This is a genomic window from Dactylosporangium sp. CA-139066 (assembly GCF_050936175.1).
In the GTDB taxonomy this organism is placed as follows: domain Bacteria; phylum Actinomycetota; class Actinomycetes; order Mycobacteriales; family Micromonosporaceae; genus Dactylosporangium.
The window spans coordinates 2,528,701-2,554,313 of the sequence record NZ_JBNJNH010000002.1 but is presented as its reverse complement, the minus strand read 5'-3'; the positions used below and the strand labels follow the sequence as shown (position 1 = coordinate 2,554,313).

The window sequence follows — 25,613 nt, the reverse complement described above, 5'->3', positions numbered from 1 at the left end:
GGTACCGAGGGGGTACGACGAAAATGCCCACGTGCTCGCTACATATCGAAACTGCTTGCACACTGAGCGCGTGGATACCGCGTTACCGTGGCACGCCCCGACCGCGCCCGGCCCCCTCGACGCCTCCCTGCGGCTACCCGGATCGAAGTCCATGACCGCCCGCGCCCTCGTGCTGGGCGCCAACTCCCTCGGCTCGAGCACGCTGCGCGGGCCGCTGCGGGCGCGTGACACCGAGCTGATGGCGGCCGGGCTGCGCGCGATGGGCTGCCACGTGTCGACCGCCGACGACAACCTGTGGCTGCTTCGGCCCCGCCCCCTCGCCGGGCCGGCCCGGGTCGACGTCGGGCTGGCCGGCACCGTGATGCGCTTCCTGCCGCCGGTCGCCGGCCTGGCCGACGGCGCCGTCGCGTTCGACGGCCACCCGCGCGCCCGGGACCGCCCGATGGCGCCGCTGCTCGGCGCGCTGCGCTCGCTCGGGGCGCGCATCGACGCGGGGGCGCCCGCCGGCTCCCGCGACGGCCTGCCGTTCACCGTGCACGGCGCCGGCCGGATCGCCGGGGGGTCGGTGACCATGGACGCCTCCGCGTCCAGCCAGCTCGTCTCCGGCCTGCTGCTGTCGGCGCCCGGGTTCGAGCGGGGCGTGGTCGTACGCCATGTCGGCGCCCCCGTGCCGCGGATCCACCTGGACCTGACCGTGCACATGCTGCGCTCCGCCGGCGCCGGCGTGGACGACACCCGCCCCGACGTGTGGACGGTCGAGCCGGGCCGGCTGCACGGCCGGGCCTGGGACATCGAGCCCGACCTCGGCAGCGCCGCGCCGTTCCTGGCCGCCGCGCTCGTCACCGGCGGCACGGTGACGGTGCAGGGCTGGCCGCCGGCGACCAGCCAGCCCGCCCGCCGGCTGCTGGAGCTGCTGCGCGCGATGGGCGGCGAGCCGGCGCTCACGCCCCGCGGGCTCGTGATGCGCGGTACCGGCGCCATCCACGGCGTGCGCGCGGACCTCGCGGGCATCTCCGACATCGCCCCGGTCGTGGCCGCGCTCGCGACGGTGGCGGACGGGCCGTCGCACCTGTTCGGCATCGGGCACCTGCGCCGCGACGAGAGCGCCGACGGGCTCGGGCGGCTCGCCGCGGAGCTCGCCGGCCTCGGCGCCGAGATCGTCCAGGAGCCCGACGGCCTGTACATCCGGCCGCGGCCGCTACGCGGCGGCACGCTGCGCACGCACGGGGACCGCCGCCTCGCGTACGCCGGCGCCGTCCTCGGCCTCGCCGTCGCCGGGGTGAGCCTCGACGACGTGGCATGCACCGCGAAGGCGCTGCCGGAGTTCCCCCGGCTATGGTCGACCATGGTGCTCGGATACGAGGGAGGGTCGCCTGAGGCGGAAGCGCGAGTACGACGAGGATGACGTGCGGGTGCGCCCCAGCCGGTCCTCGCGACCCCGCACGCGCCAGCGCCCCAAGCACAGCGACGCCGTCGAGGGCTTCATCGTGGCGGTCGACCGCGGGCGGTACACCTGCCACATCGCCGACACGGGCGCCACCGTGACCGCCATGCGCGCGCGGGAGCTGGGCCGCCACGGCGTGGTGGTCGGCGACCACGTGCAGATCGTCGGCGACGTCAGCGGCCGGCCGGACACGCTCGCGCGCATCGTGCGCATCGACGAGCGGGCGTCGGTCCTCATGCGCACCGCCGACGACGAGGAGGGCGGCACCGAGGGGCGCTTCGAGCGCGTCGTGGTCGCCAACGCCGAGCAGCTCGTGATCGTCAACTCGCTGCAGGACCCGCCGCCGCGGACCGGGTTCATCGACCGGTGCCTGGTCGCCGCGTACGACGCGGAGATCGACCCGCTGCTCTGCCTGACCAAGGGCGACCTCGCCGGCCCCGAGGCGGTGCTGGACTACTACGCCGAGCTCGACCTGCCGTACGTGCTGTGCCGCCCCGACGAGCCCCTCGACGCGCTCGTCGCCGAGCTGCGCGGGCGGGTCTCGGTGCTCATCGGCCACTCCGGCGTGGGCAAGTCCACGCTCGTGAACCGGCTCGTCCCCGGGACCGACCGGGCGGTCGGCCGGGTCAGCGCGGTCGGCAAGGGCCGGCACACCTCGACCAGCGCGCTCGCCCTGCGGCTGCCCGACGACGCCGGCTGGATCATCGACACGCCCGGCATCCGCTCGTTCGGGCTGGCCCACGTCTCCGCCGACAGCGTGCTGCACGGCTTCCCCGACCTGGTCGAGGCCTCCACGCGCTGCCCGCCCAACTGCGACCACACCGGCGCCGGCGGCGACTGCGGCCTCGACAAGCTCATCGCCGAGGGCGGGGCCGACCCGCGCCGGCTGGAGTCGTTCCGTCGCCTGCTCGCCTCCAAGGAGGGCATCTCAGACGACGACGGGACCGCCTGAGCGCCAGTACACGTTGTTGTCCCGGGACAGCAGGTCGGCGTCGACGAGATATCGGCGAAGGGCCGCGTGGTCCTCGTGCCAGGCGCGCAGGATCGCGTCGACCTCGCGTTCGGCGTACCGGATCCCGGGCTCGAAAGAAGAGGCGATGTGCTCCAGCACGACCATGCGCTTGCCCTGGGCGGCCGGAATCTGGGTCAGCCGTCCGTCGCTGATGAAGGTGCGCAGGATGAGGTCGCGCTGGCGGTCCGGGTCCATCGAGGGCTGCGGGGCGGCGGGGGCGGAGGTTTGGCGTACCGCATCCTTGAACGCCTCCTCGGCCGCGGTGAGCGCGCCGTCCGCCACGACCAGCAGCCCGCCCTGCTGAAGCCGGCGGATGGCCGGCTCGACCAGCCGGGCCGGCAGGCCGGTGGCGGACTCGACCTCGCTGGGCGTGCGCGCGCCGAGCACCACGGCGGCAAACACGCGCAGGCGGTCGGATTCGGCGAGCAGCCCGCACAGGGCAGTGGGAGTCACAAACGGCGACAGTACTGCCAGAAGGTGGCGATCGTCGGCTAAGTTTCCGCGCATGGCGCGCTACGCGGACGATCTGGCCCTCGCTCATCTTCTAGCCGACACCGCGGACGCGATCGCCGTCCCGCGCTTCCGCGCACAGGACCTGCACGTCACCGAGAAGCCCGACCTGACGCCGGTCACCGACGCGGACACCGCGGTCGAAAAGGCGCTGCGGGCCACGCTGGGCCGCGCCCGCCCGCGCGACGGCGTGCTCGGCGAGGAGTTCGGCGCGACCGAGGCCGCCGCGGGCCCCGGCAGCCGCCAGTGGGTCATCGACCCGATCGACGGCACCAAGAACTTCGTGCGCGGCGTGCCGATCTGGGCCACCCTCATCGCGCTGATGGAGGGCAACCAGCCGGTCGTCGGCCTGGTGTCGGCCCCCGCGCTCGGCCGGCGCTGGTGGGGCGCGATCGGCCACGGGGCGTACGCCGGACGCCACACCGCCGCGGCGAACCCGATCCGCGTGTCGGACATCAGCCGCCTCGCCGACGCGTCGTTCTGCTACTCGGATCTCGGCGGCTGGGAGGAGGCCGGCCGGCTGGGCGCCATCCTGGACATCAGCCGCCGGACGTGGCGGCAGCGGGCGTACGGGGACTTCTACGGGTACATGCTGCTGGCCGAGGGCGCGGTGGACATCATGGTGGAGCCCGAGCTGTCACTGTGGGACCTGGCCGCGCTGGTGCCGATCGTGACGGAGGCCGGCGGCACGTTCACCGACCTGCAGGGCGAGACCGGACCGGGCGGCGGCAGCGCCGTGGCCACGAATGGCCACCTGCACGAGGACGTGCTCACCCGTTTGAGCCATACCAGATTGTCCGGATTGTCCGGGTGAACCGATAGGTCCGTATGCCGGGCTAGCCCGGGGGGTCTATCCTGCCCGGGTGGCATCTTGGAGTTGGCTGTTCCTCGGCGCGATGATCGCCGCCTATGGCGTCGCCAACCTGCTGCAATCCATGGCCGCCGCCCGCACCGACCTGCACCATGGCTTCCAGCCGATGCTGCTGCTGCGCCTGGGCCGCCACAAGTCGTACCTCGTGGGCGTCGCCTGCCAGTGCGCCGGTTTCGCCCTGGCGTTCTTCGCCCGCCGCGACCTGCCTCTGTTTCTCGTGCAGTCGGCCATGGCCGCCGGCCTCGGCGTCACCACGATCCTGGGCGTACTCATCCTGAAGTGGAAGCTGCCGCGCACGGAGATCGCGCTGCTGCTGGCCCTGACCGTGGGCATCGCCGCGCTGGTCCTGGCCGCGAAGCCGGCCCCGTCCCGCCAGCTCGGCACCGGCGGCGTGGTGGCCCTCATCGGCGTCCTCGTGGGCCTCGCGGTCCTGGGCTTCTTCGCGGGCCGCCTGCACGGCGCCCCCGGCTCGGTCGTGCTCGGCTCGCTGTCCGGCGTGGCCTTCGGCGCCGCCGCCGTGGCGTCGCGCCCGCTGGCCTCCGCCGACTCGTTCGGCCAGTTCGTGACGGACCCGCTGTCGTACCTCCTCATCGCCAACTCGCTCGTCGGCCAGCTGCTGCTGGGCCTGGCCATGCAGCGCGGCTCGACAACGGCGGCGGTGGCGGCGATGGACGCCGCGGGCGCGGTGCCGGCCGCCCTGGTCGGCCTCCTCTTCCTGGGCGACGGCGTGTGGCCCCATCGCGAGTGGCTGGTGGCGGTCGGCTTCGTCGTAACGCTGGCGGGTGTGATCGGGCTGAGCTTCTACGCCGAGCCGCAGCACCACCACAAGGTCGCTCCGGAGCCTCCCCACGTGCCGCACGGGCTGGCCTTCAGCGGCGGCTCCCACACGGCGACCGCCGCCCGCCGCGCTCCGGGTCGCTGACGGTTGCGACATGTCGGGCGCTGGCGCGCCACGACATGTCGGATTTATACCCCGCCAGGGGATTAATCGTCATTTCGGCGGTTCTTTGCTCGGGTCCGCGCCACCTGCGGACCGTTTCTCCCGAGCCACCGGTCGACGCTGGCGCGTCTCCCTGCCACCTCCGTGCCGCCAAGGGCGCCCCGAGGCCGGCGTGGACGTCTCGTCGGCGGCCGGCATAACGCGAAGCACGGCTGATCGGCGCCCAGCTCCTGACTCACGGCGCGTTCGACGCGAAGCACGGCCGATCGGCGCCCAGCTCCTGACCCACGGCGCGCACGCGCGAAGCGCATGGCTCATCACCAGGGCGCGATGAACGGCTCGCCGCAAAAGCGCGACCGAGCCGGCCAGACCCAGGCATCGGCCCGCTCAACATCAGGGCGCGAAATTCCTGCCCACGGGGCGATCGACGCACAGAGAGATGATTTATCGCCCGACGAGGTATAAATCCGACAAGTCGTGGCGCGGAGCGCCCGACTTGTCGAACAAAGCCCCCGAAGCGCCCCGAACAGGCACGACTGGCCGTCGCCGACAACGGGTTGATTACGTTTAGTGTTCAAGCAAACACCGCTCGTCGTCCAAATGGAGGAACCTTCCAGCAACAAGGACGACCCTTCCCGCACCCCGGTTCTCGTTCAGACTCCCCTCGGCCGACCGATCAGGGAGTTCGCGACAAGCCGATCGTGAACGGGAGGGAGGCTCGGCTGTGCTGGACAAGAGCAGGCTCAGCGCCTGGTTCGCGATCTGGATGGCGCTGCTGACGGTGGCCTTCTACCGCTGGCCCGAGATGCACATGATCTGGTGGGGCGCGATCGGCCTGTCGAGCACGATCGGCGTGGTCGTGGGCGTGGTCGTGCACAAGCCCAACCGCCGCTGGCCGTGGTTCCTGCTGGCCGCCGCGCTCGCCTGCTTCGGGCTCGGGGACTTCGGCTACAACCTGCTGACCGACGTGTTCGGGCTGGAGAACCCATTCCCGTCGTTCAACGACGTGCTGTACCTGGCGATGTACCCCCTCGTCGCCGGCGGCCTGCTCGGCTTCATCCGGTCGCGTACCGGGCGGAACAACCGCGACAGCCTGCTCGACGCGGCCACGCTCACCATCGGCCTCGCGCTGCTGTCCTGGATCTTTCTCATCGACCCGTACGTGCGCAGCACCGAGCTGACGGTGGTGCAGAAGCTCGTGTCGGTCGCGTACCCGCTCGGCGACGTGCTGACCCTCGCCGTCTTCGCGCGGCTGCTGACGGGCGGGGTCCGGCGCAACGGCTCGATCAACCTGCTCGGCCTCGGCACCGCCGGCCTGCTCATCGCCGACGTGGTGTACGGCCTCCTCCAGCTCAACGGCAACTGGCACGTCGGCGGGCCCACGGACCTCGGCTGGGTCGTGTGTTACGCCGGCTGGGCGGCGGCCGCGCTGCACCCGTCCATGGTCCAGATGACCGAGCCGACCCGCTCGGCCGCCGCCGACCTCGGCGTGCGCCGCATCGCGCTGCTCGGCGCCGCGTCGCTGATCGCGCCGGCCGTCCTGCTGGTCGAGGCGAGCCTCGGCACCGTGCGCGACGCCGCCGTCATCGCCACCAGCTCCGGCGTCATGTTCGTGCTCGTGCTCACCCGCCTCGCCGGCGTCATGGGCAACCACCGCCAGTCGCTCACCCGCGAGCGGGAGCTGCGCGAGGCGACCACCACGCTCGTGTCGGCGGCCGACGCCGCCGAGGCGCTGTCCGCGGTACAGACGGCGCTCGACCGGCTGCTTCCGGCCGACACCCCGCACATCATCTCGCTCGTCCACCTCGACCCGGAGGCGGAACTGCCGCCGCCCGGCCTGGTCCGCGTGTCCGGGCTGGCCCCGGACGTGCGGTCGCAGCTGCGCGAGTTCAGCTCCGCGCTGCGCCACCCGCTCGGCGTCACCAGCGACGCGCTGTACCTCGCCGCGCCCACCCGCGCCCTACAGGCCCTGCAGCCGACGTTCGAGGTACTGGCCTCCCAGGCCGCCATGGCGCTGGAGCGCATCACGCTCTCGGCCGAGGTCAGCCGGCGCAACAGCGAGGCGTACTTCCGCACGCTGATCCACAACACGTCCGACGTGATCCTCATCGTCGACGACAACGACGTCATCCAGTACGCCAGCCCGTCCGCCGGCACCGTCTTCGGCGACGAGCGCATCGCCGGGTACGAGCTGTGGGAGTTCGTGGCCCGCGACGAGCGCGCCCGCCTCGCCGAGCTGCTCGGCCAGGTCCGCGCCGGCCTGCACGGCCACGACATGATCGACGTGTGCGCCGTTCGCGTGGACGGCTCCGATCTGCGGGTCGAGGTCGACTGCCGCGACCTGCGCGCCGACACCACCGTCGGCGGCCTGGTGCTGACCGTGCGCGACGTGACCGAGCGGCGGCGCATGGAGGAGCAGCTCATCCGCCAGGCGTTCCACGACTCGCTGACCGGCCTGGCCAACCGCGTGCTGTTCCAGGACCGCGTCGAGCAGGCCGTGTTCCGCGGCCAGCACAGCGGCAGCCTGGTCGGCGTCCTCTTCATCGACCTGGACGACTTCAAGATCGTCAACGACACGCTGGGGCACGCCGTCGGCGACGAGCTGCTGCAGGCGGTCGGCCGCCGCATCACCGGCGAGCTGCGCCCGACCGACACCGTCGCCCGCCTCGGCGGCGACGAGTTCGCGGCGCTCATCGAGGCCGACTCGATCAACGACCTGGAGCTCGCCGCCGAGCGGATCGTCGTCGCGCTCGCCGAGCCGTTCGGGGTCGCCGGCGAGACGGTCAACGGCATCAGCAGCGTCGGGCTGTCCACCACGACCGACGCGCGCTCGGGCGAGGAGCTCATGCGCCAGGCCGACCTCGCGCTGTACGTGGCCAAGGGCGCCGGCAAGGGCCAGTGGCGGCGGTACCAGTCCGACCTGCACACCGCCGTGCTGGAGCGGCTGGAGCTGCGCGCCGCGCTCGACCAGGCGGTCAAGGAGCACCAGTTCGTCCTGCACTACCAGCCGATCGTGGACCTCGAGACTGGGGTGCCGCTGGGCTTCGAGGCGCTGGTGCGCTGGAACCACCCGACCCGGGGCATGATCGCGCCCGGCCACTTCATCGAGGTGGCCGAGGAGAGCGGGCTCATCGTGCCCATGGGCCGCATGGTGCTGCAGCAGGCGCTGAACACCGCCGGGCGCTGGCAGCGCTCGACGGCGCCCGGCGCGCTGCGGTACATGAGCGTCAACGTCTCGGCGCGGCAGTTCCGCACGCCCGGCTTCGTCGAGGAGGTGCGCCAGATGCTGCGCGCCTCGGGCGTGGAGCCCGGCACGCTGCTGCTGGAGATCACCGAGAGCCTCCTGCTGCGCAACGACGACCAGGTCCGCGCCGACCTCGACGCGCTGCGGGCGATGGGCATCCGGCTCGCCATCGACGACTTCGGCACCGGCTACTCGTCGCTGTCCTACCTGCAGCACATGCCGATCGACGTACTCAAGATCGACAAGTCGTTCATCGACGACATGCTGTCCTCGGCCCAGCAGCGCGCGGTCGTCACCGCGATCGTGCAGCTGGCCCAGACCTTCAACCTTTCGGTGGTCGCCGAGGGCGTCGAGGAGCCCGGCCAGCGCGACGCGCTGCGCGAGGTCGGCTGCCCTTACGGCCAGGGCTACCTGTTCGCCCGGCCGCTGTCCGAGCCCGACGCGTTCGCGCTCATCCCGAAGACGGCGCCATTCGCCGCAATGGCGTAGCGCGCAAGGAAATGACACTCACCAAGGAAGGTAGTACCGCATGACGGTCCACCCGCTGCACAGCACCAAGGGCGCCTACGTTCGTCGCGACGGGCGCTGGGACGACCTCGAGCGTCTGCGCACGACGAGCCCGATGTACGACGCCGTCATCGAGGAGATCGACGGACGTCGCATCCGGGTGGGCAGTCACTGGCTGACCGACTGGGCCTCCTGCAACTACCTCGGCTTCGACCTGGAGCCGGAGATCATGGACGCCGTCGAGCCGTACATCCGCACGTGGGGCACCCACCCCAGCTGGTCGCGCCTGCTGGGCAACTCCAAGCCGTACATCGAGATCGAGGAGCGCCTGACCGAGCTGCTCGGAGCGCCGGACACCCTGCTGCTGCCGACGATCACGCACATCCACATGTCGGTGATCCCGATCCTGGCCGGCGACGGCATGATCTTCCTCGACTCGCAGTCGCACAAGACCATCTACGACGGCTGCATGTACGCCAAGGGCCTCGGCGCCACGGTCCAGCGCTTCAAGGCCGGCGACCCGGAGCACCTGGCCCAGCTGCTCGCCGCCGCCCCGGCCGGCGTGGCCAAGCTCGTGGCCATGGACGGCGTGAACAGCATGACCGGCCTCGCGCCCGATCTGGCCCGCTTCGCCGCCGTCTGCCGCCAGTACGACGCCCTGCTGTACGTCGACGAGGCCCACGGCTTCGGCGTCATCGGCGAGCGCCGGCCGGACGAGACGTCGCCGTACGGTTCGCGGGGCAACGCCATCGTGAAGTACGCGGGCGAGACGTACGACAACATCGTGCTTGTCGGCGGCTTCTCGAAGTCCTACTCGTCCCTGATGGCGTTCCTGGCCCTGCCGACCTGGCTCAAGAACCACCTCAAGGTCGCCGCCCCGCCGTACCTCTACTCGGGCCCGTCCCCGACGGCCTCCCTGGCCACGGTCATGGCCGGCCTGGAGGTCAACGAGAAGCGCGGCGACGAGATCCGCGCCGACCTGTACCGCAAGACGATGCGGGTGCTGGACCACGTGCGCTCGCTCGGCCTGTACACGCCGAACACCGGCACCACGCCGATCATCGAGCTGCCGCTGGCCCCCGGGCAGGACATCGCCCAGGTCGGGCAGTTCCTGTGGGACCGCGAGACCTACGTGACGCTGGCCGCCTACCCGCTGGTCCCGCGCGACCAGGTCGGCTTCCGCATCCAGGTGACCGCGGCCAACACCGACGAGGAGATCGACCAGCTCAACGCCGTGCTGTCGGACCTGGCCGGCGCGGACCGCCTCCGGGACGCGGCTTGAGGCACGGCTTCGTAGCCCGGCACCGCGCCCGGCGCGCGCTCCCGGGGCTGCTCATCCCCCTCCGCGGCCGGGACTTCCGCCTGCTGTGGACGGGGATGAGCACCTCGCTGATCGGCGACGGGATCCTTCTCGTCGCCCTGGCCTGGCAGGTGTACGCGCTGTCGGGCGCCCCGGCGGCGATGTCCGTCGTCGGGTTCGCCCTCTCGCTGCCCCAGGTCGCCACGCTGCTCTTCGGCGGGGTGATCAGCGACCGGTTCGACCGGCGGAAGATCATGCTCGGCACCGACCTGGTGCGGGGCGCGGTGCTGACGGCGCTCGCGGTACTCAGCCTCACCGGCGCGGTGCAGGTGTGGCACATCGTGGCGCTGGTCGCGGTCTACGGGGCGGCGTCGGGCTTCTTCGGCCCGGCGTTCGACTCCCTCGTGCCGACGCTCGTGGACGACGAGGAACTGGTCCAGGCCAACGCCCTGGACCAGTTCGTCCGGCCGGCCGCCCTGCAGATGGCCGGCCCGTCGCTGGGCGGCGTGCTCATCGCGGTCGGCGGCGCCGGGCTCGCCTTCGCCCTGGACGCGGCCACGTTCGCCGTCTCGGCGACGTGCCTGCTGCTGATGCGCTCCCGGGCGGCCACCCCCGCCGAAACGGACATTTCCGAAACGTCGGTTTGGGTGGAGTTCAAGGAGGGCATGAACTACGTGCGCGGCAACGTGTGGCTATGGGGCACGTTCGTCGCCGCCACGTTCGCATACCTGCTGTTCATCGGGCCGACCGAGGTGCTCTTGCCGTTCGTGGTCAAGAACGAGCTGCACGGTACCGCCGGCGACCTGGGCCTGGTCCTCGCCAGCGGCGGCATCGGTGCGATCGCCGCGGCGCTGATCGTGGGCCAGCGCGGGGTACCGCGGGAGTACATGCGCTTCATCTACGTCACCTGGACGCTCGCCACGCTCGCCGTGGCGGGGTACGGCATGGCCACCGCATCGTGGCACCTGGCCATCTCGTGCGCCCTGGTGAACGGCCTGGAGGCGGCCGGGACCATCGCGTGGGCGACCGCGAAGCAGCGGCTCGTCCCCGAGGAGCTGATGGGCCGCGTCTCGTCGGTCGACTGGTTCATCTCGATCGCCCTGGTCCCGCTGAGCTACGCCCTGGCGGCCCCGGTCGCGAACGCGATCGGCGTGCAGAACACGCTCATCGGCGCCGGCGTCCTCGGCGCCGCGGTGACCTTCGCGTTCCTGTACCTGCCGGGCATGCGCTCGCCGAAGCAGCTGGTGGTGACGACGTGAGTGACGCACTGGAGATGGTGGACCGGCTGGGGCGGGCGTTTCTGGCCCGGGACGTGGAGGCCGCGCTCGCCTGCTTCGTGCCGGACGACGACATCACGTACGTCGGCTCCGAGGCCGGCGAGTCGGCCACCGGCCGGGAGGAGGTGCGGGCATTACTGGCCGGTCTGTTCGCGCGCGACGAGGCGTACACCTGGCAGGCCACGTCGGCCACCGTCCACTCGCTGCCGGGCGCCGCGTTCGTCATCGCCGAGGCGGACGGCGCCGAGCACGCGCCCGGCGGGGCGGTGGAGCCGTTCCCGTACCGCGTCACGGGCCTGCTCTCGCGCCGCTCCTCGGGCGCCTGGCTGTGGCGCGCGGTCCAGGGCTCAGAACCTGTGTCATAGCGCGCTTCCTGCGGCGTCGTGCTCGACCACCGGCATGCACCCGCTGAACGGCACACGATATGTCGGGCGCTCCGCGCCACGACATATCGGATTTATACCCCGACAGGCGAAAAGTCCGAAAAGTCGTGGCACGGAGTGCCCGACTTTTCGCAAACCTCGCAAAGCCGCGTAAGTCAACGCACGTTCGCAGAGCCACGATCCGCACAAACGCCGGCCAGATGATCGGCGCCGGCCCGCTCACGCCGCCGGCTTTGTGCGGAGCCACGATCCGCACAAAAGACGCACTGCCCGACATACGTCACGTGACTACGAAATTGGCGAAAAGTCCGGCGCCGCCAGGCGCCGGACTTTTCGGATCCCCAACGGATCAGCGCGCCAGGTCGGCGCACGACGTCTCGTCCGGCAGCAGCAGGCGGAACTGCACCGACCAGCGCGCATCGCCCGAAAGCCAAGGCGTCCGAGCGTTCGCCTGCCGAGCCGCCGCCAGCACCCCCGGCGCGTCCACGACCAGGCAGTTCACGCCCGGCCGGTTCGGCACGGCCGGGCCGGGCAGGTCGGCGCTGCCCGGCCACGGGAGCGCCGGCGGGTCCGACGGCTGGCCCGTGTCCGACGGCTGCCACTCGCCGGCCACCGCGGCCAGCCGCGCCGGCTCGTAGGGCGCGGGCTCGTCGATGTGGTCCTTCCCGAGCGTCTTGCGCAGGTCCCGCAGGTCGGCAACCAGGTCCTGCATCCGCTTGCGCACCGCCCGCTGGTCCCGGCTCAGCGTTGCGTCCTCCAGGCCCAGCGCCATCACGTCCGTCGAGACGAGGCCCGCGTCCGTGCGCACCGTGATGCGGGTCGCGGGGGCGTCGGCCACGCTCGGGGTGCCGGCGTCCTCGCCGTTGCCGACGCCCGCGTCGAGGGCCCGGCGGGTCAGGGCCGAGACGTCCGCCTGGGCGATCCGGGTCACCTGGACGTTGGGCAGCGCCGGGCCGGGGTAGATGGCCGGCGTCGGGCCGTTGGTGATGACGCGGCCGTCGCCGTACACGCTGATCTCCGGCATCTGCGTCACCGTTACCGAGACGGGCACGAAGCCGCCGAAAATGCGCACCTGCAGGACCAGGTCGGCGGGGGCGTACGTCGTCGCGGGCGGCCCGGCGACCGTCGGCGACGCGCAGCCGGCCAGCAGGGCGCCGGCCACCACAACAAGGCACGAGAGCTTCATGGGCGATGAGACGCTGTGGCGCATTGGACGGTTCCATCGCCTACTAACAGTGTTAGTTTCGTGGGCATGCGAACCGTGTACTTTGCCGCCGCGCGGCGCACGCCGATCGGGAAGCTGCGTGGGGCGCTGTCCCACGTGCGGCCCGACGACCTCGCGGCGGCCGTGGTCAGTGAGCTGGTGGCCGGGATCGACCCGGCGCGCGTCGACGAGGTGTACTGGGGCGCGGCCAACCAGGCCGGCGAGGACAACCGCAACGTGGCGCGGATGGCGGTGCTGCTCGCCGGGCTGCCCGACAGCGTGCCGGGGGCGACCGTCAACCGGCTCTGCGCGTCGGGGATGGAGGCGGTCACCATCGCCGCGCGCACCATCGCCGCGGGCGAGGCCGACGTCGTGATCGCCGGCGGGTCGGAGTCGATGAGCCGGGCGCCGTTCGTGCTCCCCCGGCCCGACGACGCGCTGCCCAACGCGATGTCGATCGCCGACACGCGCCTCGGGTGGCGGCTGGTCAACCCGCGCATGAGCGAGCGGCACGGGCTGCTGAGCATGGGCCAGACGGCCGAGGAGGTCGCCGCCCGCCACGGCGTGAGCCGCGAACGGCAGGACGCGTTCGCGCTGCGCAGCCACGTCAACGCCGACCGAGCCACGAAGGCGGACCACTTCGCCGCCGAGATCCTGCCGGTCGACGGGGTGAGCGCCGACGAGGGCATCCGGGCCGACACCAGCCTCGAGAAGCTCGCCAAGCTCAAGCCGGTGTTCCGCGACGGCGGCACGGTGACCGCCGGCAACTCCTCGCCGCTCAACGACGGCGCCGCCGGGCTGCTGCTCGTGAGCGAGGACGCGCTGCGGGAGTTCGGGCTGGAGCCTCTCGGGCGGTACGTCACCGGCGCCTCGGCCGGCGTGCACCCCGACGTCATGGGTCTGGGCCCCGTGCCGGCGACCCGCAAGGCGCTGCAGCGGGCCGGGTGGAAGGTCGGCGACGTGCAGCAGGCCGAGCTCAACGAGGCGTTCGCCGCGCAGGTCCTGGCCTGCGCCGACCAGCTCGGGCTCGACCCGGAGATGATCAACCCGGACGGCGGGGCCATCGCGATCGGGCACCCGCTGGGCTGCTCGGGCGCGCGGATCCTGACCACGCTGCTGCACCGGATGCAGCGGACCGGCGACACGCGCGGCCTCGCGACCATGTGCGTCGGGGTCGGTCAGGGCTCTGCGGTACTGGTGGAAAGGTGAGCCGTATGCGGTTCGAGGGCCGGACGGCCGTGGTGACGGGGGCGGCGCAGGGCATCGGCGCGGCGACCGCGGCGCTGCTGCGCGAGCAGGGCGCCAACGTGATCAGGCTGGACCTGAAGGGCGACGACGACGTCATCGCGTGCGACGTGACCGACAAGGCGCAGGTCGACGACGTGTTCGCCGGAATCGGCCGGATCGACATCCTCGTCAACAACGCCGGCATCACGCGGGACAACCTGCTGTTCAAGATGCCGTACGACGAGTGGCAGGCGGTCCTCACCACCAACCTGACGAGCATGTTCCTGTGCTGCCAGGCGGCCCAGCGGGTCATGGTGCCGGCCCGCTACGGCCGCATCGTCAACCTCAGCAGCCGCTCGGCGCTGGGCAACCGCGGCCAGGCCAACTACGCCGCCGCGAAGGCCGGCGTGCAGGGGCTGACGGCGACCCTGGCGATCGAGCTCGGGCCGTTCGACATCACGGTCAACGCGGTCGCGCCCGGGTACATCGCCACCCCCATGACGGCCGCCACCGCCGAGCGCGTGGGCAGTACCGCCGAGGAGCACCAGGCGCAGGTCGCCGAGCGCACGCCGCTGCGCCGGGTCGGCCGGCCCGAGGAGGTCGCCGCCGTCATCGCCTTCCTGGCCAGCGACGAGGCCTCTTACGTGTCCGGCCAGACCCTGTACGTCAACGGCGGCGCCCGCTAGCCATTATTTGAGAGCCAGGTCGACCTCGGCGACATCGCCCGCCTGGCGGTCCTTGTGGTCGCCGAGGTCGACCAGGCGCAGCTTGTACGTGCCGACCAGGTCGATCTTCACCTGGAACGCGAGGTCCGTGCCGACCGCGACCTGTCCGCCGGAGAGCGCCTCGTTCGGCGCCGTGAGCGGGCCGATCTCGGTGCCGTCGGGCTGGCCGAGGCGGAAGTGCTCCTCGCCGACGTACTTGCTGGACTTCCCCGTGTACTGGATGTCGACCTTGCACATGACCACGCGGTAGCCCTTCTTCGCCTGGCTGTTGTAGTCGAAGAAGCCGCCGCGCAGGTCGCAGGTGGTGAAGGTGGCCGTGACGTCGTGCACGGTGACCTTCTTGTCCTTGACGAGGTTGCTCGGCTCGTACGCCACCACCGGCCCGCCGCCGAGCGGGATCTTCGGCTGCTCGCGGTCGCCGTCGCCGAAGATGAATTCGCCGGTGGCAATGCTCGCCTTCAGCGGGTCGTAGACCGAGAAGTCGATGTTGTAGTTGCTCTTCTGGCCGGCCGAGACCTGGGTGCTCTCCCGGAACGAGCCGGTGTACTGCTGCCCGCCGACCGAAAACACGGTGGTGACGTACGGCGAGGCGTTGTTGGAGCCGAGGTTCTCCACGACGACCTCGGCCGAGAGCTGGTCCGAGGTGGCCTTGGCGTCGTAGGTCAGCTTGTTCACGGTGATCTTGAACTGGGCGTACCAGACCGACTTGTTCACGGCGACCGTTTGCTGGTCGGCGCCGGGCTTGGCGTTCGCGGTGCTCACCGCCTGGCCGCCGCTGCCCGCGTCGCCGGTCGAGCCGCCGTTGCCGCCGCCGTTGTTGCCGTTGCCGTTGCCGCCGTTGTTGCGGTTGGCGCTGTTGCCGTTGTCGGTCGACTTGTCGTCGCTGACCGCGCGCCAGGCGACGACGCCGCCCACGCCGAGCAGCAGCACGAGCACCACGACGGCGGCGGCCACCAGCGCGAGCGGCCGGCCGGACCCGCCCCGGCGCGGCGGCGGGCCCGCGCCGTACGGCGGCGGGATGACCGGCGTCACCGGGGCCGGCGGCGCCGCACCGAACACGGCCGTGCTGTTGGGCGGGGCGCTCGTCGGCGGCGACTGCGGCGAGGCCGCAGACTGGAACCCGGCCGGCGAGCCCGGCGACTGGAACGCGGCCGGCGAGACCTGCCCGGCGACGGGCGCCGACACCGGCGCCACCGGCGGCTGGCCGCCGGAGACCGGCACGCTGGACACCGGCATCGCGGTGGGCGCCGACACCGGCGCGTTCGGCGGCTGGCCGCCCATCGGCGGCGGGATCGGCAGCCCGACGCCCGGCCCCATCATCGGTGGCCGCGGCCCGGCCGGCGTCGGCGGGACCGGCCGGCCCGGGCCCGGGAACGGCGCCGGCCGCGGCGGCATCGCGGCCAGCACGCTGCCGAGCGCGACCACGAGCTCCGGCTGCTCGATCAGCGTCGGCGCGACGCCGAGCCGCTGGTGCAGCAGCGTGCTGACCAACGGGATCCGGCTCGAGCCGCCGACCAGGAACAGCCCGCCGATCTGGTCGTGGCGCACGCCGGCGCGCTGCAGCGTCGAGGCGGTCAGGTCGACCGTGCGCTCCAGGTAGGAGCGGGACAGCTGCTCGAACTCCGAGCGCGTCACGTGGATGTCGGTCTCGAACAGCGGCAGGTGCACGCTCGCGGTGGAGCTGCGCGAGAGCTGCTCCTTCGCCGAGCGCACGTCCTCGCGCAGCAGGTGGTTGCGGCGCCGGCCGGCGTCGTCGGACGGCGCGACGAGCTGCTGCCAGCGCTCCCCGTCGACCGTCGTCATCGTCTGGCCGAGGTGCCCGATGATCGCCGCGTCCAGGTCGACGCCGCCGACGTCGGGCAGGCCGTCGCTGGCCAGCACGTCCCAGCCCTGGTCCGGGCGCCGCCGCAGGATCGTCGTGTCGAACGTGCCACCGCCGAAGTCGTACACCACGAGCACGCCGCCGGGCGCGATGTTGCGCCCGAGGATGCTGGTGAAGTACGCGGCGGCCGCGATCGGCTCCGGCACCAGGATCGGCGACGGCATCCCGGCTCGGGCCGCCGCGTCGGCGAGCACGGAGCGGCGGTGCGTGGCCCAGTTGGCCGGGTAGGTCAGGACGGTGCGCACCGGCATGATCCCCAGGACCCGCGACGCCTCGTCGGCCGTGCGCCGCAGCAGCGCCGAGAGCAGCTCGGACACCGCGTACTCGCGCTGACCGAGCAGCACGGTGCCGTCGTCGACCCGGCGCTTCGGGTTGGGCTCGAATCGGGCCGGGTCGAGTCGCGCACTGCGCTCCGCGTCCCTGCCGACGAGCAGGTGCCCGTCGACCTCGGCGTAGACCGAAGACGGCAGCAGGAAGCTGGCGTCGAACAGCAGCGGCTGGCTGCGACCGTCGGCGGCGGTCAGCGCGGCGACCGTGTGGGTGGTGCCAAGGTCGACGCCCAGCTGCGACTCGATATGCCTCGTCACGCCGACACGGTAGCGCCTCGCATCAACGCCGTCCGTTCGCGGCCGCCTTCACCTCCTCTTCCGTGCGCACGAGCGGGGTGTCGACGAGGTGCTCGGCGAGGAACCAGGCCTCGAGCTCGCCGGTGCGGATGACCTCGGACACGAGCAGGTCGTTGGTGCCGTCGTCGCCCTGCTCCATGACCTTCGCGGCGGCGTCGTGGCACTCGATCAGGATCATCTCGTGCGCCTCGAGCAGCCGCGAAAGCATTGCCGGTACCTCTTCCGCCCCGTCCGGCGGCCGCGGCACCCGGGTCAGCTCGGCGACGTGGCGCGGGTCCCCGACCGCGATGCCGCCGAGCGTCTGCACCCGCTCGGCGAGCGCGTCGACCAGCTCGAGCTGCTCACCGGCGTGCTTGTCCAGCAGCAGGTGTAGCTGGTAAAAGGTCGGACCGCGCATCAGCCAGTGATGCTTCTTGTACAGGGCATAGAGAATCTGGGTGTCGGCGAGGACCTGATTGAGCCGCTCGCAGGAGTACATGCGGGCATCGTGGGACAGCGCGACCGGGAACTGCCGGATCTGCCCGAAACGCTGGATCTCACGGCCCTGCTGATGCAGCCATGGCTGGCTGCCCTTCTTCTTCGTCGCTGGCATGCGCGCCCATTGCCCACGGGGTCCGCCTCGACCCTCACCCCGCACGGTGACTCGCGGCCGCCGGTCGGGTTTCCGACAGACCGCCGCCGGGGCTTCTGTACCTCCGCGGCCAGCCGGGCCCGCCGGGCGGTCGCCGCCCCGCGGCATCGGCCACGGGGAATGGGTAAGCTGCGGTCCCATGACGCAAGCCCCCGCGCCCGCGCAGCCGCCGCGGCTGCGGCGCCGGCCGGGGATCCTCGGCGCCGTCCCGCTCGGGCGGATGGTGCTCGTCGAGGCCGTCCTGATCGCCATCGCCGCGGTCCTGCCGCACGGCCCGCTCGTCGCCGGCATCACCGCCTTCGCCGGCGTCCTCGTCATCGTCGTCGCCCTGCTGCGCACCCGCGGCCGCTGGTGGCTCGAGCGGCGCGCGATGGCCCGCGAGCACGGCCGCCGCCGCAAGGCCGGCCCGGACCTCCCGGCGGCCGACGGGCTGCCGCTGGCGATGCTGCGCACGCTCGCGCCCGGCCTGACCGTGCGCGACGCCGCCGGGGACACCCCGGACGGCCCGCCCGCCGGGATCGGGTGCGACGCGGCCGGTTGGTTCGCCGCGATCCAGCTCGGCGGCGAGGGGTCCATGAGCGGCGAGGGTTCCGCGGGTGTACCGCTGGATCTCCTCGCCAGGGTCCTGCACAGCGCCGACCATGCCGGCGCGGTGGTGCAGCTGTGCACGGTGAGCGTCCCGGCGCCGTGGCAGCAGATCGACAACGCCCAGTTCGCCGCGCGCTCCTACCACGAGCTGCAGCAGCTCGGCCAGGGCGCCCCGCCGGTGCCGGCCGACCGGGTCACCTGGGTGGCGGTGCGCCTGGACGCGCGCACCCGCGCCGAGGCCGGCCTGGGCGGCGCCGACGACGCCGAGCGCGCGCCCGCCCTCGTCGCCTCGCTCGCCCGCAAGGCCGGCCGGGTGCTGCGCGCGGCGGGCCTCGAGCACCGCCTCCTGAGCGCCCCGGAGCTCGTCGCCGCCCTGGCCCGCGCCTGTGAGGTCGACTCGGCGACCCCGCCCGCCGGCGACGCCTGGCGCCCGCGCGAGGAGTGGACGGCGTGGCGCAGCGGCGAGCTGTCGCACAACGGCCTGTGGCTCAAGACCTGGCCGCGCCTGCCCGACACGACCGCGCTGCTGGAGCGGCTCCTCGCGATGCCGTCCACCTCGTCGGCCGCCTCGCTGACCCTGACGCGCGAGGGCGACGGCCTGGCCGCGCGCTGCGTGCTGCGGGTCGCGGCGACCGCGAGCGCCCTGGAGCCGTCGGTGCGCGCCATCGAGGAGGCGGCCGCCGCCGCGAACGCCGAGCTCGTGCGCCTCGACGGGGAGCACGGCCCGGCGGTGTACGCCTGCGCCCCGACCGGAGGCGGTGCCAAGTGAGCCAGCCGGTGTACCCCTTCCAGCCCCAGGAACCGCACGTCACCGCCGAGGTGCGCCCGGCGGTGGCGCCGCCGCAGTTCGACCTGGAGAACTCGCTGTCGCGCGCCGCGGCCCCGCAGCTGCCCTGGCAGCAGGCCGCTCCCCCGGTCTCCGCGCCACCGGTGTCCGGACCTCCGGTGTCCGCGCCACCCGTTTCCGCGCCGCCGGTCTCCGCACCGCCAGTGTCCGGGCCTCCGGTGTCCGCGCCACCCGTTTCCGTGCCGCCGGTCCTCGCGCCGCCGCCGATGCCGGCCCGGCCGAACGGGCCCGGGCCGCTGTCGGCCACGCTGCCGGCGCTGCACGTCGGGTGGCACGACATCGGCGCCGAGACCCTCGGTGCGGTGCGCGGCGGTATGGGGCCGGCCGGCCTCATCGTCGGCGTGGACTACCAGCGCCGTCCGGTGCCGATCCGCCTGTTCCGCCCGGCCCCGACCCGCGTCACGCTCGTCGGCGGCCTGTGGGTCCAGCGGATCCTGGTGTTCCGCGCCCTCGCGCTGGGCGCCCGCGTCATCGTCATGACCGCCGACCCGCGCCCGTGGCAGGGCCTGGGCGAGTGGGCGACGGGCTCCAACGACCGCCTGGTGCTGTGGAACGACCCGCGCCCGCCGGCCGCGCCGGCGAGCGCGCGCCAGCCGCTGCTCATCGTGGCCGCCGCCGGCACCCCGACCCGGCTCGGAGCGTGGCAGACCCAGTTGGCCGTGGTACCGCACCTGGCCCCCGAGCACACCCACGCCCTGCAGGGCGGCGACCTGGTGATGCTGCAGCAGCTGAGCCCGCCCGAGGCCGCCGTGGCGGCCGCGGCGCTGAACCTGCCGGAGAACGGCGCCGGCCCGCTGCAGGAGATGACGCCGGACATGCTGGCGCTCATGGGCGGCGGCGCGAACCGATACGTGTGGGTGGCGCCGACGGGCATCGAGCGGCAGTACCACGGCCAGCCGGCCCGCTAACCGTCCAGGTCGGCGTGGTCGGCGCGCCACTGGGAGTACCACTGCTGGAACCAGGGCCGTCCCTCGGACAGCGGGACGATGGTCGCCACCGTCTCCCGGTAGTAGGACGCGCGCTTCTCGGCGCGCGGGTGCGTCCGCAGGCGCTGCACGTTGCTGAGCCGGTCGGCCAGCTTGACCGCGATGGCCGCCTCGGGCGCGTCGCGCAGCCGGGCCAGATACTGCGCGCGGTCGCCGCTCTTCGTCACCCACCCGACGAGCTCCGCGACCCGCTCCCCGAACCGCTCCCGCACCTCCTCGAGCGTCGTCGGCGTGTCCTCGACGACGTCGTGCAGCACGGCGGCGCGCAGCGTGTCCGGGTCGCGCTCCCCCACCGCGTCGACGAGCACCTCGAGCGCCTCGAGCAGATGCTCCACGTAGGGCTCGCCGGCCGGGCGCCGCTGCTCACCGTGCCGCTCGACGGCGAACGCGACGGCGTCGTCGAGCGCCGCGAGCGTCCCCGCGCCGAGCCGATCGGCGAACCGTGAGCGCAGTGCCGCCCACCCGACCGATCCGTCGAAGGTGCGCACCATACGCCGTACCATAACGTGGTCCGTGCGATAGAGGGGGCCGTGACGTGCGCTGGTGGGCCGCCTTGGCCGCATTGTCGGCCGCCGCCGTGGTGCTCCTCCCCGGCGCCCCCGCAAGCGCCGCCCCGCCACCGCCCGGCGTCTGCGACACCCCCGCGGCCCCCGGCTCGGTGATCACCGACCTCCCGTGGCCCCAGCGCCTCTTCGACGCCCCGCGCATCTGGCCGGTCACGACGGGCGCCGGCATCACGGTCGCGGTCCTGGACTCGGGCGTGGACGGCACCCACCCGCAGCTGGCGGCCCAGGTCTGGCCCGGCTTCGACTTCGTGCGCAACGTCGCCGGCGCCGATTTCGACTGCACTTCGCACGGTACGGCGACCGCGAGCCTCATCGCCGCCAAGCACGCCGACGGCGTCCCGTTCGAGGGCCTGGCCCCCGGCGCGAAGATCCTCCCCCTGCGCGTCAACGACTCCCCCGACGTCCTGGCCCAGGCGATCCGCTACGCCGCCGACCAGAACGCGAAGATCATCAACGTCTCGATCGCCATCGACAAGGACACCCCGGCGCTCGCCCAGGCGGTCGACTATGCGATCACGACGAAGGGCTGCCTGGTCGTGGCGACGGTCGGCACCCGCCACACGACGGCGGACGCCTCCCTGCCGCCGATCGGCTCCAACCGCAACCCCGTCCCGAACGACCCGCCGTCGTACCCCGCGTCGTACGACAACGTGCTGGGCGTGGCCGCCGTCGACGAGCACCAGGACCGCCTCCCGGAGTCCCCGGTCGGCAACTACGTCGACCTGTCGGCCCCCGGCGACCGCCTCGTGACGGCGACGAGGGCGAGCGGCCACCAGTACGCGAAGGACCCCACCCTGGCCCCCGCCTACGTGAGCGCGACGGCGGCGCTGCTGTGGTCCTCCCAGCCGTACCTGAAGAACTCCGACGTCTCCTGGCGCCTGCGAATCACATCGGACCGCATCGCCGGCGGGTCGCGCAGCAACGAGTTCGGCTACGGGATGGTCGACCCGTACCGCGCGGTCACGGAGGCCCCGCCGCGCGACGACCCGGGCAGCGGCCAGCCCATCCCGCCGGCCGCCGCGCCGGCGGCCGCTCCGCACCGCTCAGCGACGGCCCGGACCGCGGCGTGGATCGGCCTGGCGGTCCTGCTGGCCACCGGGCTGCTGTTCGCCGCCCGCGCCGCGTACCGCCTGGGCCGCGCCCGCGGCTGGCGCCCCGCCGAGCCCTCGCCGCCCCCGAGCCCGGCCGAGCGTCCATTCTGACCGGGCTCCCTTCCACGACCTCGACGTCGAGCAGGCATCGGCACCGCCTTGGGGCTAGGTCGGCGCGCGGCCGGCGACGGTGATCCGGCACGAGTCGCGCGGGGTGGTGCGTCTGCGCTAAGAATCGATTGAGATACGCATCCGGCCACAATGCGTCCGTAGGATGTGGGCGTGGAGCCCGAGTCGCACCTGGAGCTTGAGGTCCTGGCGGCGCAGCTGCGGCGGTGTGCCGACGACCTCTCGCTGCACGGCGGGATGCTGCTGGCCGTGCTGTCGGCGGCGCTGCCCGCGCAGCTCGTCGAGGTGCGGCGGGAAGGGCGGCTCAAGGCGCGGCTCAACGGGCGGGAGCCGGCCGTGCTCGGGGTGAGCGTGACCGTCGGCGGACGGCGGTTCGAGATCGATCGGGACGGCGTCGGCGCGCGGCCGGCGACGGTGATCCGGCACGAGTCGCGCGGGGTGGTGCTGTCCTCCGAGACGGTGAGCGCGGACCAGTGGTGCCGTGCGCTCACCGCCGCGCTCGTCGAGGTCGCGGGGAACGACGACGCGGCGGTCGAGGCGCTGCGGAGGCTGACCTCCTAGGTCAGGGGCATGACCATCGTCGGGTGCTCGGGCTGGGCGTCCGGGTGCAGGCGGGCGACCGCCGTACCCATGGCGAAGAACTCGATCGCGTGCTGGCCCCACTCCCAGGCCGACTCGTCGACCGTGACGCCGACGATGCCGTCCGCATCCAGCAGCTGGCCCTCGTACTGCATCCGGTCCATCGCGATCTCGCGGGCGTCGTACGCCGCCTGGGAGAAGTTTGTGAGCTCGACGTTCTGGCCGACGTTGGACAGCATCTGGCGGAACGTCATGTGCGCGATGTGGTACACGCACGTGCCCAGGACCAGCCCGCGCGGGAGCCAGCCGTGGCGGTGCAGCGTCCAGAAGTCCTGGCCGCTCAGGTGGGAGGTGAACGGGCGGCCCTTCGGGGTGCGGTACGACTGGCCGTTGGTGGACTTCACCGCCGTACCGACGGCGACGAACTCCAGCACGTCGGAGGCGAACTGGTAGTTCAGCGAGCGGATGCGCACGCCGATGACGCCGTCGGCGCCGAGGGTGTCCGCCTCGCTTTCCATGCGGGCCATCGCCAGTTCGCGGCACTGGTACATCGCCTGGCTGAGCACCTGCAGCTCCTGGCTGACGCTCCAGCGGGACTGCTGGACGCCGACGTGGTAGATGCACGTGCCCATCACGAGGCCGAGCGGCTCGAAGCCGGTCTGCGTGGTCAGCACGAACTCGTTGACCGACAGGTCGGAGGTGAAGAACGGCTTGCCCTGGCGGGCGCGGTTGAGCCGCGCCCGCGCGCTTTCGGGCAGCGGCTGCGGCCGCTGGGAGACCGGTTCGCTCATGAAAAATGACGCTACGCCGTGCCGGCAACGCTGCTACGTTGGCGCGCGTGAGCGGCCGTTTGCGTGAGATTGCGCGTCAGACGGTGGCGATCGCCGAGCGCGGCGAATACGTCAATTCGAGCGGCGCGACGGTCTCGATCGCCGCCGCGGTTTCGGCTTCCCTGGCCGGGACGCTTTTATACGAGCCGGATGTTGTACTGCCGGAAGCCCGTTCGGCCAGCGGGCCCCCGGTCATCGAAGTGACACGGGAGTCGACCCTGGAGGCCGCCCGGCGCGCGGGCGACGGGGCGGCGACGCTCGTGTTCGCCTCGGCGAAGAACCCGGGCGGCGGCTTCCTCGGCGGCGCGGTCGCACAGGAGGAGAGCCTGGCGCGCGCCTCCGCCCTGTACGCCGGCCAGCGCACCGCACCGGCCTTCTACGACTTCCACCGCCACCAGCAGGACCTGCGCTACAGCGACCGGGTCATCTACTCGCCGGGCGTGCCGGTGTTCCGCGACGACAAGGGCCGGCTGCTCGACTCGCCGTACACCACCGCGTTCCTGACCGCCGCCGCCCCCAACCTGGGCGCGATCCTGCGCAACCAGCCCGGCGACGCCGCCGACGTCCCGGCGGTGCTGCGCCGCCGCGCGACCCGCGTGCTGGCCGTCGCCGCCGCGCACGGCCACCGCACGCTGGTCCTCGGCGCGTGGGGCTGCGGCGTGTTCCGCAACGTCCCGGCCGAGGTCGCCGCCGCCTTCGCCACGGCGCTGCGCGACGTCCCGTGCTTCGAGCGCGTCATCTTCGCCATCTACGACCGCCTGCGCAACACCCCCGTTCACGCCGCCTTCGACGCGGCCTTCGCCGGCTGACTCAGCCGGTCAGGGGGCGGCGGGCGGCTCGGGGGTCGAGGGCGGGGCCGGCCGGGATGCGGGCCACGACGTACGCCGGCAGCTCGATCGGCTTCACCGAGCCGTAGCCCAGCCAGGCCGGCGTGTCCGCGCCCGCGAGCGCGAAACGGCGGCCCTGGTCCGTCACCAGGAACAGCGTGCCCGAGCCGGCCTCCGAGGACTGCGCCGAGCGCACCAGGACGCCCGCGGCCGGCGGGACCACGACGCGGTCGGCGACGAGGTCGGTGGCGCTGCCGTTGGTCGCGATGCCGGTCTCCAGGCGCGGGTCGGCGTTGATGACGAACTTCGGGGTGGCCTGGCCGTCGGCGAAGGTCGTGCAGATCATGCGGGCCGCGTCGGCGTTGGCCATGGCCGGGGGCTGGGCCGGCGGGTCGAGGTCGGAGGCGGGCGGGCGGGTGGCCCTGGTGACGTTGGCGATGTCGGCGGCCTGGACCGTCTTGGCCGCCGGGGTCGCGTTCGGGTACGCCGACGCCGTGTTCGGGTCGGCCAGGATCATCGCCTGCTCCACCGGCGTGAGCGGCAGCAGGTCGGCCTGGCGGACGAGGTAGCCGCTGCCGCCGGCCGTGATGACCTGGCCGACGAGGAGGTTGGGCAGCGGGGTGGACGCCTTGCCGCGGCCCTCGACCGGCGGCTGGGCCACCTGCAGGCCGACCGGGACCGTGTTGAGCCAGGCGTCGGCGACCGGGATGCGCGGCTGGGCGTCGACGTTCAGCGCGGTCAGCGCCTGCTTGCTGTTGATCGCGAACCGGCGGCCGTGCCACACGAGGTACACCTTCTGGCTGCTGTTCTCCCGCACGAGAAGTCCGGCCTCGCCCAGGTCGGTGCCGCCCGCGGGGGCACGGGCGACGAGCAGCTCGCTCGTCACCGTGGTCGCGCCGCCGGAGTCGCGCCCGCTCGTCACGCACATCGACCAGGCGTCGCGCAGCAGGCGGTCCGCGGCCGGGAGCGCGTCCGGGGCGCCGGCGATGCCGATGAGCGGGCCGCGAGCCGTGCCGGCCAGCGACGCGCGCGACACGATGACGGGCTCGGTGGCGCGGCCGACGGCGAGCACGGCCGAGGAGAAGTTCGCGACCGGATAGAGGGTGCCGCCGCGGTACACGAACCGGGTCCCCGTCTCGCGCTCGATGACGACGGCGTCCTCGCGCTTCCAGCCGCTGTTGCCGCCGGGGCGCAGCAGCCCGTACACGCCGGCGCCGGCCAGCACCACCGCCGCCACCAGCAGGCCGGCGAGCGCGGCCGTGCCGAGGCGGCGGTCCGGCTCGGCGGCGGGCTCGGCCTCGCCGGAGACGAACGCGCCGACCACGCGCTGCATCGCGTACTGGTGCGACTGGATCTGCTCCCGCCGGGACGGCATCGGCGTTGTCCC

22 protein-coding genes are annotated in these 25,613 nt (G+C 73.0%); 15 read left to right on the top strand and 7 right to left on the bottom strand.

Annotation, left to right across the window (positions count from 1 at the left end; genetic code table 11):
• The first annotated feature begins 70 nt into the window (after positions 1–70).
• Positions 71–1,405, top strand: a complete 1,335-nt coding sequence (gene aroA, locus ACQEVU_RS56485) for a 3-phosphoshikimate 1-carboxyvinyltransferase (protein ID WP_433339481.1) — start codon at positions 71–73, stop codon at positions 1,403–1,405.
• A 7-nt stretch (positions 1,406–1,412) separates the two neighbouring features.
• Complete coding sequence (gene rsgA, locus ACQEVU_RS56480) at positions 1,413–2,396, top strand: ribosome small subunit-dependent GTPase A (RefSeq protein ID WP_433339783.1); 984 nt, start codon at positions 1,413–1,415, stop codon at positions 2,394–2,396.
• Here rsgA and ACQEVU_RS56475 read toward each other — a convergent pair.
• Positions 2,373–2,909, bottom strand: a complete 537-nt coding sequence (locus ACQEVU_RS56475; protein ID WP_433339480.1) for a DUF2087 domain-containing protein — start codon at positions 2,907–2,909, stop codon at positions 2,373–2,375. The two genes, rsgA and ACQEVU_RS56475, sit on opposite strands and share 24 nt — an antisense overlap.
• Before the next feature lie 52 nt (positions 2,910–2,961).
• Between ACQEVU_RS56475 and hisN the strand changes: the two genes are divergently transcribed.
• From hisN to ACQEVU_RS56445, 6 genes are all read left to right on the top strand, one after another.
• Positions 2,962–3,780, top strand: a complete 819-nt coding sequence (gene hisN, locus ACQEVU_RS56470; protein ID WP_433339479.1) for a histidinol-phosphatase — start codon at positions 2,962–2,964, stop codon at positions 3,778–3,780.
• Positions 3,781–3,862: 82 nt separating this feature from the next.
• Positions 3,863–4,759: a hypothetical protein gene (locus ACQEVU_RS56465; protein ID WP_433339782.1), complete on the top strand. Its 897-nt coding sequence runs from the start codon at positions 3,863–3,865 to the stop codon at positions 4,757–4,759.
• Between the two features lie 742 nt (positions 4,760–5,501).
• Positions 5,502–8,510: a putative bifunctional diguanylate cyclase/phosphodiesterase gene (locus ACQEVU_RS56460; RefSeq protein ID WP_433339478.1), complete on the top strand. Its 3,009-nt coding sequence runs from the start codon at positions 5,502–5,504 to the stop codon at positions 8,508–8,510.
• Between the two features lie 40 nt (positions 8,511–8,550).
• Complete coding sequence (locus tag ACQEVU_RS56455; RefSeq protein ID WP_433339477.1) at positions 8,551–9,810, top strand: aminotransferase class I/II-fold pyridoxal phosphate-dependent enzyme; 1,260 nt, start codon at positions 8,551–8,553, stop codon at positions 9,808–9,810.
• Entirely contained in the window at positions 9,807–11,087 is a 1,281-nt protein-coding gene (locus ACQEVU_RS56450; RefSeq protein ID WP_433339476.1) for an MFS transporter, read from the top strand. The genes ACQEVU_RS56455 and ACQEVU_RS56450 overlap by 4 nt, the downstream gene beginning before the upstream one ends.
• Complete coding sequence (locus ACQEVU_RS56445; RefSeq protein ID WP_433339475.1) at positions 11,084–11,470, top strand: YybH family protein; 387 nt, start codon at positions 11,084–11,086, stop codon at positions 11,468–11,470. Before ACQEVU_RS56450 ends, ACQEVU_RS56445 begins: the two co-directional genes overlap by 4 nt.
• 367 nt (positions 11,471–11,837) lie before the next feature.
• Here ACQEVU_RS56445 and ACQEVU_RS56440 read toward each other — a convergent pair whose 3' ends face one another.
• Positions 11,838–12,674 (bottom strand): hypothetical protein, encoded by an 837-nt coding sequence (locus ACQEVU_RS56440; protein WP_433339474.1) that lies wholly within the window; start codon positions 12,672–12,674, stop codon positions 11,838–11,840.
• A 66-nt stretch (positions 12,675–12,740) separates the two neighbouring features.
• Between ACQEVU_RS56440 and ACQEVU_RS56435 the strand changes: the two genes are divergently transcribed.
• Positions 12,741–13,901 carry a thiolase family protein gene (locus ACQEVU_RS56435; RefSeq protein ID WP_433339473.1) on the top strand — a complete coding sequence of 387 codons (1,161 nt, stop codon included), beginning with the start codon at positions 12,741–12,743 and terminating at the stop codon, positions 13,899–13,901.
• 5 nt (positions 13,902–13,906) lie between these two features.
• Positions 13,907–14,605: an SDR family oxidoreductase gene (locus ACQEVU_RS56430; RefSeq protein ID WP_433339472.1), complete on the top strand. Its 699-nt coding sequence runs from the start codon at positions 13,907–13,909 to the stop codon at positions 14,603–14,605.
• 3 nt (positions 14,606–14,608) lie between these two features.
• Here the strand turns inward: ACQEVU_RS56430 and ACQEVU_RS56425 are convergent, their stop codons facing one another.
• Positions 14,609–17,113, bottom strand: coding sequence for an Hsp70 family protein (locus ACQEVU_RS56425; protein WP_433339471.1), 2,505 nt, complete (start codon positions 17,111–17,113; stop codon positions 14,609–14,611).
• A 22-nt stretch (positions 17,114–17,135) separates the two neighbouring features.
• Positions 17,136–17,744 (bottom strand): Dps family protein, encoded by a 609-nt coding sequence (locus ACQEVU_RS56420; RefSeq protein ID WP_433339470.1) that lies wholly within the window; start codon positions 17,742–17,744, stop codon positions 17,136–17,138.
• Positions 17,745–17,922: 178 nt separating this feature from the next.
• Here ACQEVU_RS56420 and ACQEVU_RS56415 point away from each other — a divergent pair, with 178 nt between their 5' ends.
• Complete coding sequence (locus tag ACQEVU_RS56415) at positions 17,923–19,140, top strand: type VII secretion protein EccE (RefSeq protein ID WP_433339469.1); 1,218 nt, start codon at positions 17,923–17,925, stop codon at positions 19,138–19,140.
• On the top strand, positions 19,137–20,126 hold the full coding sequence (locus tag ACQEVU_RS56410) for a hypothetical protein (protein ID WP_433339468.1): 990 nt from the start codon (positions 19,137–19,139) through the stop codon (positions 20,124–20,126). The genes ACQEVU_RS56415 and ACQEVU_RS56410 overlap by 4 nt, the downstream gene beginning before the upstream one ends.
• Here the strand turns inward: ACQEVU_RS56410 and ACQEVU_RS56405 are convergent.
• Positions 20,123–20,695, bottom strand: coding sequence for an HD domain-containing protein (locus ACQEVU_RS56405; RefSeq protein WP_433339467.1), 573 nt, complete (start codon positions 20,693–20,695; stop codon positions 20,123–20,125). The genes ACQEVU_RS56410 and ACQEVU_RS56405 overlap by 4 nt on opposite strands.
• A gap of 62 nt (positions 20,696–20,757) precedes the next feature.
• Between ACQEVU_RS56405 and ACQEVU_RS56400 the strand changes: the two genes are divergently transcribed.
• Both ACQEVU_RS56400 and ACQEVU_RS56395 read left to right on the top strand, forming a co-directional pair.
• Entirely contained in the window at positions 20,758–21,972 is a 1,215-nt protein-coding gene (locus ACQEVU_RS56400) for a S8 family serine peptidase (RefSeq protein WP_433339466.1), read from the top strand.
• A 171-nt stretch (positions 21,973–22,143) separates the two neighbouring features.
• Positions 22,144–22,551 (top strand): hypothetical protein, encoded by a 408-nt coding sequence (locus tag ACQEVU_RS56395; protein ID WP_433339465.1) that lies wholly within the window; start codon positions 22,144–22,146, stop codon positions 22,549–22,551.
• Here the strand turns inward: ACQEVU_RS56395 and ACQEVU_RS56390 are convergent.
• A complete protein-coding gene (locus tag ACQEVU_RS56390) occupies positions 22,548–23,360 on the bottom strand; it encodes a heavy metal-binding domain-containing protein (protein WP_433339464.1) in 813 nt (270 codons plus the stop codon). The genes ACQEVU_RS56395 and ACQEVU_RS56390 overlap by 4 nt on opposite strands.
• A 5-nt stretch (positions 23,361–23,365) precedes the next feature.
• Between ACQEVU_RS56390 and ACQEVU_RS56385 the strand changes: the two genes are divergently transcribed.
• Positions 23,366–24,208, top strand: a complete 843-nt coding sequence (locus tag ACQEVU_RS56385; protein WP_433339463.1) for a TIGR02452 family protein — start codon at positions 23,366–23,368, stop codon at positions 24,206–24,208.
• Position 24,209: 1 nt separating this feature from the next.
• Here the strand turns inward: ACQEVU_RS56385 and eccB are convergent, their stop codons facing one another.
• Positions 24,210–25,601 (bottom strand): type VII secretion protein EccB, encoded by a 1,392-nt coding sequence (eccB, locus tag ACQEVU_RS56380; RefSeq protein WP_433339462.1) that lies wholly within the window; start codon positions 25,599–25,601, stop codon positions 24,210–24,212.
• Between the last annotated feature and the right edge of the window lie 12 nt (positions 25,602–25,613).